8 protein-coding genes are annotated in these 12,648 nt (G+C 64.5%); 5 read left to right on the top strand and 3 right to left on the bottom strand.

Features of this window, described 5'->3' with window-relative positions:
- The first annotated feature begins 39 nt into the window (after window positions 1-39).
- The 5 genes from EGX94_RS08625 to EGX94_RS13450 all read left to right on the top strand — a co-directional run bounded on the left by EGX94_RS08625 (window position 40) and on the right by EGX94_RS13450 (window position 9,456).
- Complete coding sequence (locus EGX94_RS08625) at window positions 40-5,697, top strand: DUF6531 domain-containing protein (RefSeq protein ID WP_021798742.1); 5,658 nt, start codon at window positions 40-42, stop codon at window positions 5,695-5,697.
- 295 nt (window positions 5,698-5,992) lie between these two features.
- Window positions 5,993-6,406 carry a hypothetical protein gene (locus tag EGX94_RS08620; protein ID WP_021798737.1) on the top strand — a complete coding sequence of 138 codons (414 nt, stop codon included), beginning with the start codon at window positions 5,993-5,995 and terminating at the stop codon, window positions 6,404-6,406.
- A gap of 441 nt (window positions 6,407-6,847) precedes the next feature.
- On the top strand, window positions 6,848-7,549 hold the full coding sequence (locus tag EGX94_RS08610) for a transposase (protein ID WP_021798730.1): 702 nt from the start codon (window positions 6,848-6,850) through the stop codon (window positions 7,547-7,549).
- A gap of 27 nt (window positions 7,550-7,576) precedes the next feature.
- The gene (locus EGX94_RS08605) at window positions 7,577-8,110 is read left to right on the top strand and encodes a hypothetical protein (protein ID WP_123826197.1); all 534 of its coding nucleotides are present in this window, start codon (window positions 7,577-7,579) and stop codon (window positions 8,108-8,110) included.
- 1,190 nt (window positions 8,111-9,300) lie between these two features.
- A complete protein-coding gene (locus EGX94_RS13450; protein ID WP_155945033.1) occupies window positions 9,301-9,456 on the top strand; it encodes a hypothetical protein in 156 nt (51 codons plus the stop codon).
- A 47-nt stretch (window positions 9,457-9,503) separates the two neighbouring features.
- Here the strand turns inward: EGX94_RS13450 and EGX94_RS08595 are convergent, their stop codons facing one another.
- From EGX94_RS08595 to EGX94_RS08585, 3 genes are all read right to left on the bottom strand, one after another.
- A complete protein-coding gene (locus EGX94_RS08595) occupies window positions 9,504-10,016 on the bottom strand; it encodes a hypothetical protein (RefSeq protein ID WP_021798071.1) in 513 nt (170 codons plus the stop codon).
- 559 nt (window positions 10,017-10,575) lie between these two features.
- Window positions 10,576-11,760, bottom strand: coding sequence for a hypothetical protein (locus EGX94_RS08590; RefSeq protein WP_021798078.1), 1,185 nt, complete (start codon window positions 11,758-11,760; stop codon window positions 10,576-10,578).
- Window positions 11,760-12,395, bottom strand: coding sequence for a metallopeptidase TldD-related protein (locus tag EGX94_RS08585; RefSeq protein WP_123826193.1), 636 nt, complete (start codon window positions 12,393-12,395; stop codon window positions 11,760-11,762). The genes EGX94_RS08590 and EGX94_RS08585 overlap by 1 nt, the downstream gene beginning before the upstream one ends.
- Between the last annotated feature and the right edge of the window lie 253 nt (window positions 12,396-12,648).

Here is a 12,648-nt window from a genome sequence, read left to right as displayed (position 1 = left end):
CGCCCCCCTTGTGGCCTGTGGTTTGGTCGAGGAGTCGTCGTGGTTGATCTCGGTGCGTATGAGGAGCCGGTTGCTTTTGATGATGGTGTGGCTGACGCGTTGAGGTCTGCGGCGTCGGCGCTGTCGGGGACGTTGTCGGGGCAGGCGGCCTCGCGGTCGTCGTGGGCGGCGACGGCGTCGACGGATTTCGAGGGGCATTACGCGGACGTGTTCGACGCGAACGCCCGGGCGGCCTGCGATGACTGCTCGAACATCGCGTCGGCCCTGGACGCGCTGGCCGCGGACGTGCAGACCATGAAGGACGCGGCCGCGTCGGAACGCGACCGCCGACGCCAGGCCAAGGAGTGGGCCGACCGGCAGAAGGACGAGTGGGCCCCGAAGAGCTGGATCGACGACCATCTGGGCCTGGACAAGCCGCCGGCGGGCCCGCCCGAGACCCCGGTGGTTGACGCGCAGGCCCCGACCGTGGCCACGTGGTCCGAGCCGGCCCAGGGCCAGGCGGGGGGCGTGTCCTCGGCCCGGCCCGATGATCTGCGGACGTACTCGTCGAACGTGACCGGCGCCAACGACACGGTCACGACCCAGAAGGGCACCCTCGACGGGGCGCTGTCTGATTTCGCGGACAGGTGCTCGTGGTGCAGCATCGACACGTCGGGGATCACGACCGCCCTGGCCGCGTTCGGGGCGAACAACACGAACGAGACCCGATGGGTCGACACGGTCGCGGCCGCGTTCGAGGCCGCCGGCGGCTCCGGGGCCATCTCGGCGGTCTCGGACGCGGCCCTCGACGCGTCCTTGCAGGCCGCCGGCGTGACCCAGTCCCGCCAGCCGGTCGACGTGACCGCCCCCACCATCCAGGGCGACCCGCAGACGTCGGGGTATGCGGACGACCCGGTCAACACGACGACCGGGAACTTCATCGAACCCGAGACCGACCTCGCCTTCAGCGGCGGGTGCGCGTCGTTGGGGTTCGACCGCGTGTACAACTCCCTGTCGGCCGGTGTCGGGGCGTTCGGGCCCGGCTGGGCCTCCACAGCCGACCAACGGCTGCTTGTGACCGAGGACGGCGCGGTGTGGGTACAGCCCTCCGGCCGGCATGTCGTGTTCCCGAGACTCGGCAACGGCTGGGACCGGGCCCACAACGACACCTACTGGCTCCACACCACCACCGACACCACCGGCCCCACCCCCGGCGACGCCCCCACCACCGGCGCCGCTGGTGGTGCCGGGGTGTTCGTGGTGTCGGACAATGCCGGTGGCCGGTGGGTGTTCGACCGCGCCGGCAGGCCCGTCTCGGTCAGCCGGGGCCCAGGCACCAGGGTGGATCACCGGTGGGACGGGGACCGGCTGGTCGGCCTCACCCACGAGCGGGGACGGGCCGTCACCATCGAATGGAACGACCACCACACGCGGATCACCGCCCTGACCGCCAACGACGGACGCCGCGTCGACTACGGCTACGACCCGGCCGGCAGACTCACAGAAGCCGCTTCTGCCGGCGGAACCCGTACCTACGGGTGGAACGAGGCCGGTCTCATCGCCACCGTCACGGACCCGGATGGTGTGGTCGAGGCCGCCAACACCTACAACGAGCACGGGCAGGTGACATCGCAGCGGTCCCGGTTCGGCCGCCTCTCCCACTACACCTACCTGCCCGGCGGTGTGACACAGGTCGCCGACGAGGACGGGGGCCGGGCGAACACCTGGATCCACGACCAGACCGGCCGCCTGGTGGGGATGGTGGACGCGGACGGGAACCGCCAGTCCATCGGCTGGGACCAGTGGGGCAACCGAGTCCAGATCACCGGCCGCGACGGCCGGACCACCGTGTGCCGGTACGACGCGCGAGGCCGGCTGATCACACGCCAGGAGGCGTCCGGCGCCCGCACCGACTACGAATGGGACGAGGCCGACCGGGTCGTGCAGGTCACCGTCACCGACACCACCAGCAGCAGCCATGGAAACACCAGCAGCGCCGGTGGGTCGGGGCCGTCGGTCACTTCGTACGAGTACGAGGGGGCCGGCCGGAATCCGTCGACGGTGACGGATCCGGAGGGCGGGGTGACCCGCCTGACCTGGGACCAGAACCTGCTGACCGAGGCGACTGACCCGGCCGGTGTGCGGGTGCGGCTGGGTTACGACGGGCACGGCGACCTCGTGTCGACGACGAACGCGGCCGGGGACACGGCCCGACTGGTCCGTGACGGGGCGGGCCGGGTCGTCGCGGCGATCACCCCGCTGGGACACCGCACCGAGTACCGCTACGACGAGGCCGGCCGGCTCGCCTCCCGCCAAGACCCGGACGGGGCGCTCTGGCGGTACGAGCACACGACCGGCGGCAGACTGTCCGCGGTGGTGGACCCGGACGGCGGGCGCACCGTCACCGAGTACGGGCCCGGCGGGGTCGAGGAGGCCACGACCGACCCGCTGGGGCGGCGTCTGGAGCAGGAGTGGGACGACCTGGGCAACCTGGCCGGGGTGCGGCTGCCGGACGGGCGGGAATGGTCGTACGTCCATGACGGGCTGTCGCGGCTGACCGAGACGGTGGACCCGGCCGGCGGCCTGTGGCGCCGCGAGTACGACGTCAATGGCATGGTTGCCGCAACGGTGGACCCGACCGGGGTGCGCAGGGGGCTGGCGTGGGCCGCGGACGGGTCCGTGACGGTGTCGGACGCGTCGGGGACGGCTCGTGTGGGCGTGGACGGGCTGGGACGCCCGGTCTCGGTATCAGTGAGCAGTGCCCCCGCGCCGGGCGAGGCCGTCCCTATGGGCATGAGCCTCGAAGAAACTGTCGGCACGGGTGCCCCCGCGCCGGGTGGGGCCGGCCCGGATGGCCCTGACGCGCGGGTGGTGGTGCGTGATCTGTGCGGCCGGCCGGTGGAGGCGTTGGACGCCGATGGTGGGTTGACGCGGCTGATGCGCGACGCGGCCGGCCGGCTGGTGGAGGAGATCTCCCCGGCGGGCAGGAGCACCCGGTACGAGTGGGACCGGTGCGGACGGCTGTCGGCCGTGATCGGCCCGGACGGGGCACGCACGACGATGGCCTATGACGCGGCCTCGCGTCTGATCGCCCAGGACGGGCCCGGCGGGCGGGTGCGGGTCGCCTACGACCGGTGCGGGCGGCTGTCCACGGTGACCGCCCCCGGGCGGGGGAAGACCACGTGGGGCTATGACCGGGCCGGCCGGGTGCGCTCGGTCCGGTCACCGGCCTGGGGCCTGGTGCGGTTCGGCTACGACCCGGCGGGCCAGCTGACGGCGGTGACGAACGCGCTGGGCGGGGTCACCCGGTACGACTACGACGAGTGCGGGCGACTCGTGCAGGTCACGGATCCGCTGGGCCATGTGACCCGGCGCACGTACACGGCCGCGGACCGGGTCGAGACGCTCGTCGACCCGCTGGGACGCACCACGCAGGCGGGCTACGACGCGGCTGGCCGCCAGCTGTGGCAGACCGACGACACCGGGGAACGCCTGGCCTTCGGCTGGGACGAGGCCGGACGCCTGGAACGGGTCGCCACGGGCGGGGAAGGCCTGCCCGGCCAGACCTGTTGCGCGCTGACCCGGCCCGGGCGGCGGGTCCTTCGCGTGACGGGGCCGGGCGGGGCCCGCGACGAGCTCGTCTTCGACCGACTGGGCCGGCTGGCCCGTCATGCCCGTGGCGGGCGCACCGTGGGCGAGTGGTCGTGGGACCCGGACGGGGCCTGCACCGCTTTCACCGGCCCGGACGGGCAACGGGTCCGGTACGCCTACGACGACGCCGGGGCTCTCGTCCGGGTGGAGGGCACCGCGTTCGGCCCGGTGACGGTCCGCCGTGACACGGCGGGGCGCCTGACCGGGATGGACGGGCCGGGCCTGACCCAGCGCTGGGACCGCGACGAGACAGGACACGTCATCGCGTACAGGCGCACCAAGAACGGCGTCACCACGAGCAGCCGGGTCAGCCGTGACGAGTCAGGACGCGTGACAGCGGTGGACGGGCCCGACGGGACCGTCCGGTACGGCTACGACCCGGCCGGACAACTGGCCAGGATCGAAGGGCCCGACGGCCGGCGTGAATCCTTCACCTGGGACAAGGCCGGCCACCTGACCCGCCGCAGCGTTGAACGGCCCGGCGCCAGGCCCGAGACCACCCTCTACAGCTATGACCCGGCCGGGCAGCTGGCGTCCACGGACGGGCCCGACGGGCGGACCCTGTACACCTGGGACGCGGCCGGGCGCCGTACCGGCCAGGACGGGCCCGACGGGCACTGGTCCTACTCGTGGGCCCCGTCCGGGCACCTGACGGCCGTCACGAGACGGACCCCGCACGACGCCCGCACGTGGCGGATCAGCCGTGACGGGCTCGGCCTGCCCCGCCGCATCGACGACACCGACCTGGCCTGGGACCTGTCCGGGCCCGTACCGGCACTGACCCGGTTCGGCACCCACACAGTGACCGGCCTGCCCCGGGCCCTCGCCATCGACGGCACCCTGACCAGCACCGGCTGGCGGCCCGCCCGCCCGACCAGCGCGGACGACCCGTGGGCGCCTCCGCCACCGGTTGTCGAGACCGACGGAGCCCGGCTGGGCGTCGGCGGCGCCGTGGGCCTGGGCGGCCTGGAGATCCTCGGGGCCCGCGTCCACGACCCCACCACCTTCTCGTTCCTGTCCCCCGACCCCCTCGACCAGCCGCCCCTGGCCCCCTGGGCCACGAACCCGTACTCCTACGCGGCGAACAACCCACTGGCCTTCACCGACCCGACAGGCCTCAGACCCCTCACCGACACCGACTTCGAGGCCTACAAACACGACCACGGCGGCCTGGGCGGCTGGATCGCCGACCACAAGGACTACCTCATCGGCGGCGCCATGGTCATCGCCGGCGGCGTCCTCATGGCCACCGGCGTCGGCGGACCCCTCGGCGGCATGCTCATCGGCGCCGGAGCCGACACGATCATCCAACGCGCCACCACCGGCCAGGTCGACTACGGACAAGTCGCCGTCTCAGGCCTCCTCGGCGCCGCAGGCGGAGGCGCCGCCAGTGCCCTCCTCAAGGGTGGCGGCCGACTCGCCACCGAACTCGGCGCCACCGGGCTGCGTACCGCGATCACGACCGGCGCCGCGTCCGGTACGGCGTCCGGCGCCGGCGGATCAGGCTACGGCTACCTCACCGGCCCCGGCCCCCACACAGTGAGCGGCTTCCTCACCAGCACCGCCACCGGAGCCGTCGAAGGCGGACTCCTCGGCGGCGCAAGCGGCGCAGCAGGCCACGGGCTGTCCACCACAGGGAAAAACGTCCTCGGACACTTCGAGCCTACACCAACCACTCCGCAAGGAACAAGCTCAGATACCATTGCCGAGATGCTCAACAGTGCATCGCAACCTGGAAGAACCGCAGGAGTTTTAGATATTGATGGAGAACTGACCCCCCTCACCTCAGGACGTCCTTCCCTTCCAAACTATATAGCCAGTGGACACGTGGAAGGTCAAGCGGCAATGATAATGCGACAACAACAAGTCCAATCTGCCACCGTGTACCATGATAATCCAAATGGCACCTGTGGCTATTGTTATTCACAACTACCAACACTGCTCCCCGAAGGGGCAGCGCTTGATGTAGTCCCCCCAGCCGGCACAGTCCCTCCTTCTAACAGGTGGCACAATGGCGGACCATCATTCATCGGAAACTCATCAGAACCAAAGCCATGGCCAAGATAAAACAATGTCAACACAGGACAAATAAGGAGATGGAATTGCACACCGATCACTAAAGTCGATAAACTTATCCTATGGCAAACTCCGCAGAAACTCAGCTTCTTCATTACCCAAACATGAAATTTTTGCCAGGCTAAAACCAGAACGCTCCAATTCCATGAGATGGGAAACAAGCAATCACGAAGCCAGTATTACTCTTGCGTCGGGGTAGCTGTAGATGTTTTATCAATAGTTATGTTTCACATGCTGGATATTTACATAATGCATTTTAGCTGTATAGCAATAGCTTGGGGGAGATATGGGCAATGACAGTCAACTGACAGTTGTCGAAGATGTCAAAAAAGACGAGTTCGTCACACAGGTACGTAGAGATGTCGAGACTTCGCAATACTTAAATGAATTAAGAGCAAATATTAGAGAGGGGCAGGGATATGTTGAGATATCTCGACATTCATTCGATTACCCCGCGTTATGTGTTTGCTATATGGATAGAGTGGGCGTCATTCAAGCATTTCCCAACGCTGAAACATCATTAATTCTAAAGGGTACGGGTATATTTAAGACCGACGAGATCATCGATCTGCCTGTTATGGGAGAGATGACACCGTTTACTGGCGATTTTATCATAAGCGCAGACGTAATAATAGAAACCGTCAGACAATTTATTGAAAATTTTGACTTGGACGCCGTTGGAGAATGGTATAGATTATAATCTATGGCTGACATGAAACGAAACCGTAATTTTCGTGGATTTCCTGTGCCGTTTCGGATGCGATCGGGGCGTGCGGGTCGGGGTCACCCAGGAGGAAACCGCCGTCCTGATCAGATGGAAGAAGCGGCCCGACAATCATGTGCCGGCGCGGATGAAAGCAGAAGCGATCCTGTACGCCTCCGAAGGAGTCAGCACCAGCATCATCGCGAAAATTGGTCGAGCGGGCCGAGAGGACGGTGCAGGAATGGCCGGCCGAGTGGCAGGCCACCAGGATGTGCTCGGTCCTGACCGGCCATGCGGGGAACCGGGACGCGGCGGAACCCGCCCGCGCCCGGAAGCAAGAACTCAAGAAAATCCTCGCCCGGCCGCCCTCCCGGACGGGCATCCACGCCGAGTTCTGGGACGTCCCGGCGATACGTGACGTCGTGAAGACCCTGTTCGATGTCGAGTACCAGGCGGATTCTTCGTACCGGCTGCTCCTGCGCTTCTGCGGGCCGAGCCCCGAGCTACCCGGACCCGTTCGACGAGCACCGCGACGAGAAAGCCATCACCAGACGCATGACCGAGGCGACGACCCGAGTCAAAAGCTTGTTGGACGCCGGCTGGGAGGTCCACACCGCAAGACTGAGGCCCGCCCCGAGCACGAGGCCTGGACCCGCCGCATGCAGCCCCCGGAGGGGCAGCGCACCAGAGCGGTCCGTGGACCGGCAGAGGACGTCCCAGTCCTTCTTCGGCGCCCCCTCCCCGACCAGCAGAACAGTCACGCCGTACCCGACCGAGGGGAACCAGAACACCTGGCAGACGATCCTCGCGCTGGAACGACTCCAACGCGAAACCAAGACCGACCGGCTCGCTGTCGTCCTGGACGACGCCCGATTCCACCACGCGAAAGCGTTGACCGGCCTCCACGGGCCCGGCCGGCTGCTGGAACGCATCACACCGATCCATCCGCCGCCGTACGCGCCCGACCACAACCCGGCCGGGCACGTCCGGAACACGGCCAGGAACGACATCGCGACCATTCAGCACGAGACCCCCGAAGAAACCCTCGGCGCGTTCGCCTCACACGTCACCGGCCGCGCCTTCGACTACGACTCCGAGCACCTCCCACCCCGCGAAACCAGAAACGATCCTGTTTCATGACGGCCATAGAAATGAGGTGAGTCATAAATGCTAATTCGTGACCTGCTGACTTATCCCACGAAGCTATCTACGATCGATGCACCGATAATAACTGATATAAATCCATTTGAGTTTCAGGACGCACTGCTTGAGGCTGAATTTCTTGACGTCTTGATAGACTCGCGGAGACAAATCGTCGGCGTTCTACTGGAATTCCGGACTGCGTTGCAGTTTCAGGATGGGATAGCGGGATTGTATGTGGCTCGCGGTACAAGGGATCTTTCGTGGCACAGTGACCTGTCCAGACGAGAGGGAATTAGGGCATTTCCCATCGGAAGGTCATCGACCGTGAAACACGGAAACAACGTGGAATTTTTCATTTCTGCAATGTGGGATCTGTCGCTGTCCGTGCTCTCCGAGGACGCCGAGTTCGCCGTTCTCGATGTTCCAGGCATGACGATAGCTCCACCGGACTACACAAAGTCAGACATTTCCGCCATTGAGGCCGCCATGCCGTCCTGGGGTTCCCCGTGCCAAGTAATCGAGAAAGCCTCGTGGAGAGGATTCGATGCCCAGCAGTGAGTTCTATGACCATCATGAATCGGGACCGTGTTTCGTGGGTTCCCTGTGCTGTTTCGGATGCGGTGGGGGCGTGCGGGTCGGGGTCGCCCCGGAGGAAGACCGCCGTCCTGGTCGGGTGAAGGAAGCGTTCCGACAGTCGCGTGCTCGCCGGGATGAAGGCAGAGGCGGTCCTGCACGCCTCCGTGGCATCGATGCGGGCATCATCGCAGAGACGGTCGAGCGGGCCGAGAGGACGGAGAGAACGGTGCAGGAATGGCCGGCCGACTGGCGGGCCACCAGGATGCGCCCGGTCCCGGCCGGGCCCGCCGGGAACCAGAACGCGGCGGAACCCGCCCGCGCCCGGAAGCAAGAACCCAGTGGCGGCGTGTCCGGGGGATTGTCGAGGAGACCGGTCAGTTGAGGGGCTCTCGCGTCGTGGGGCGGTCCCGGGGGCCGGGTCGGGCACCCGTACGGGTCTTCCGGCCGGGGTGCAGGCGTCCTGGAGGTCCGGCCCGGCCCGGTGGTGCCCGCCCGAGTGCGGGCCCGGCTCGTGCTTCCGGTCCCGGCACGGCACGGGAGCGCCGTCCACGACCAGGGTCCGGGGCTGGTCCGGGTCGTCTGCGGCCGGCACGAGGCCCGACCGGCCCCGAACGACTCGGCCGGCTCGGCTCGGGCGCGGTCGCGCCGCAGGTGGGCCGGCGCGGCCCCGATCTCTTCCGCCTGGCTCAGTGCCGGTGGCCGCCCAGTGGTCCGCGGGGTACGGGGGGGTGATTGTGGACGAGGGCCTGGTGGGGGACTGCGATCGCCTCGGCCGGCGGGCCTGTTGCACGATCCATGCGAGAACCCGTCCTGAGAACATGGGATGCTGGATGACCCGATCGCCCCAGCGGCAGGTCCCCGCCTCCCACCAGGACACGCCCGTACCGGCAGAACAGCCAAAAGAATCAACCCCTCAAATCAGGGTCTTGAACAACCCTCCCCCGCTCGGCGATCGACTACCGCACACCAAACGAAATCGACACCGAACCCAGACGCCACAATCAGACAGTCTGAACCAGACGTTCACCACTGTCCGAGAAACCCACTTCACTCCAGTGTCGCCGGCCAAGGAGTGTCGGTGGCTGGGCCAGCTGTGGTCGGCATGATGTCCTGCGCCCCCCGACATGGATCATCCCGAACGTCGTGAAGGAAGTGGAATCACGGATCGAAGCATGGGCAGCCGGATCGGCGTGCCGACCGCTGACGGTGCTGCCTTCGACAACTGCTCTGCACAGCCCTTCACGGACGGCGAGGAAACCGAGGTCCGGGCGGATCATCACCTGCCGGTGAAGTCCGTTCACAGCCCCTGCCGCCCGGCCGACGAGTGACTGCGCTTCTGCACGGAGCCCTGAACAAGCCTCAGGGCCTCAGAGCCTCAGGCGAGCGGTGCGGCGAACCGCCTGCAGTAGCCGACATCGACGGGGCACGGGACGCCCTGCGCATTGGCGAGGGTGGTGGCCACGGTGGCTCCGAGTTTCGCGATGGCATCGTCGGTGAGGCTGGTGGCCCACTGCTCGTCGCCGGTGCGGGTGAGTTCCTCGATGATCTCGACGGCGATCCCGGCGACCTGGATGAACCGGCCGACGGCCAGCACCGTACCGGGCAGCAGGGCCACCTCCTGGGCCTCTTGGACCGCGGACACCGGCGCCAGGTCCCGTCCGGTGTGAGCGAAGACGACGGCGATGCCCGGACTGGTCAGCCCGGCAGTGGCGACGACCAGGTCTCTGCTGGTGGCGGTGATGCCCTGAGGCACCACGACACCGGCCGCGGTGCCCTGCGGGCTCGTGACGCCGCGGAAGGTGACGGCGCCGGTCGGTGGGAGCCGGCGCATGCCCTCGACGGCGCGTTCGAAGCGTTCCTGGGGAGTCGGCTGCTGGGGTGTCGTCATGCGTTTCTCCTGCCGGGTGGGGGGTTGCCGCCCATGATCCCACACCAGACGCGGACCGGCGGACATGCCGGGGGCGTCCCCGCAGCTGTTCGTCTGGCCCTGCCCGCGCCATGGGAGGATGGATCGACCCGCCACCGCAACCCTCATCGACAAGATCCTGGGGCACAAAAAAGGCCCAACTCAGGTCCGATGCGGGAACCACCGCGGATCACGACCCGCGAACGCGAGGTGCTCGGACTCGTCGGGTCGGGTCCGAACGACGCCGGGACCGAGCGCGAGCCGGTCATCCCGCACGGCACGCTGAAGAGCCGCATCGCGCGCCTGCTCACCACGTTGGGCATGCGCGACCGGCCACAGCACGTGACCATCGCCCACGAAGCGGGTGCGTCCCCGACCGGCCCTGATCCTACTGCGCAATCCCCCGCGAGGCTCGAATCTCATCCCCGAACCGCAACCACAACGGACACCCCTGCACAATCCAAGGGCCCGGCCTCCACAACCGCACCCATGAACACGAACCAGAAGCAGCAGCCCCGTGCACTGAAGAATCGGACGAGCTTCACCTCACTTCCGACATCACACGCTCAATATCATGGGTCATGATGGCGCCACGCTGTACACAATTGCTCATCGACACGAGTCGTGGGAGGTCGACACGCACTTTCACCGTATGGACACGGAAGCCATCATCCCAATCGATAATCAGATCTCCAGTCAGACTGACGCAATCAACCATACAGACCTTACAACGCTTGATCGTACGTCGGCCAGGAACCCAGTCGGTGTGGGCTGGAACCCTGAATCGGAAGCACGAATCCGGATAGTATATCTTTCCCATTGAATCAAGACGACCGCCGGGAATCGAGTCAATCCCCATGCGCAGGCCCTCAGCGACAGACAACAGCGCCCCCTCGTAAACCCCATCAAGCACTGGGCAACAGCGAGCAGAGATCTGCAGAGCCTGGTCATCCACCCTTCCGAGGAATTTCTTTTTTGGAATCAAGTCCACGCCGCGCGAGAACTTCCGTTTCCCAATCTCTGAAGCACCGAAAAAATTACCTTCGATCAATCTGTCCCGACAAAGCGCCCGACAAAATTCGCGCTCAATCGTGGCCCATGCCCCGGCGTCCCACACAAAGGACCCCTCCAACCCGGACAGAACCAATGACCCGGCATCTTGATCCAAAATTCGAGCTAAAGCATCAACAAAATTCCTCGGAGAGCGAACTCCGCCCAGTCGAGCAAACGAACGTCTTGCCAGAGCAAAGGCGGAAACGTCAACGAAACAGCAATTCGCCTGGACTCGATATCTAGTAGCAGATGTTCCAAACCTGAACGACACCACTTCAGCTTTTGTTCTTCTGCGCTCAATCGAGATGGAGATGTTCACCTCATCATCAAGTTTTCTCGAAAGCCCCTTGCGAATATCGTTGGAAAATTTTATAATCTGATTAGAAATCTTGGTGCATTCACTTTCTTTCGCACTGGGAAGAGGCCACACGACAAGCCCTTTCGGGCTACTGGGTACCGCCCTGTTCACCTCAATTGCATGCGGTTCCAAATCATCCCAAAAATTCAACGACACGAAATCATTGAAATAGTCTGCATGGTTTTTGTAGCATCCCTCGAGGGAATCGATCCTGACGTCGTCCGTCATATAGAGCGTAGTTTTACTAATTTCATTGATGACCGAGATGGTCCGGTATCGGTTCTTGGAACGAGGTGTCTCAAATCGATGACTCATCAGTTCTCTGCCCCCGGTTCAGCCAACTTGAGAGTGCTTCCTGAGAGAGCCGTCATAGGAGCCCCGTAGCCGACACGAACAGCCTGCCCCATCTTGCCGCAGTCTGCTGCGTAAACCGAACTTTCAGAACCAATATGAACAAGCTTTCTCAAGATATTCTCAAGTCTCCCTGTAATCATGATGGACCCATTGAAGCCGATTCGCTCCCCATTCATCATATGAAATCCAGAACCAATGATCTTGAATTCACCCGTTCCGGGTGTCACACTTCCTTGAAGTGCATGCTCCAATGAAAACCAATGGCCATCCAGATCGAGAGTATCAGAATCAGAAGGCGAAACCGGAAGGACCTGAGTCACCCTCATCCTGGGAACAGGCTTTTCAAAACAAGTTGAAGCTCTAGCAAAACCATCTGACGAAGAATTCCCGTTCATCGTGTACTCTATTGATATAAGCCGCCGAACATGACCTTGTTCGACCAAGGAGACCGGAGACATCGTACAAGCCAAATCGTCGACTTCAGCAAGACCGATAAGGTGTTCATTGCCACGGACGTCATCAATCACGTTTATGCGCTCATCCATGCCAATCAAATTTTCTCCAGGATAGAGGCCGCGGACATCAGCTTCAAGCATATGGCCAAGCGTTTCATGAAAGAAGAAACCCGCAGACCGAGGAGGAAGCAAAACCCCTCTCAAGTGAGAACGTGTGCATCGCGATCCCGTCAGCACAGGCAAGCAAGCGCTTTCTTCCACATACGAGTACAGCCTCTCGAACATTCGATGCAGAGAGTCCCACAAGTTCAAGACGATCGGCGCTTCAGCCAAGTATGAACCCCACAACCGCGAGGTTAAAGAAATTTTTATTGAATTACAGCTCCTCTCATCC

It is taken from the genome of Propionibacterium acidifaciens (genome assembly GCF_003798325.1).
Classification (GTDB): domain Bacteria; phylum Actinomycetota; class Actinomycetes; order Propionibacteriales; family Propionibacteriaceae; genus Propionibacterium; species Propionibacterium acidifaciens.
Note: the sequence above shows the minus strand (reverse complement) of the source record. Positions and strands in the feature narration are given on the sequence as shown.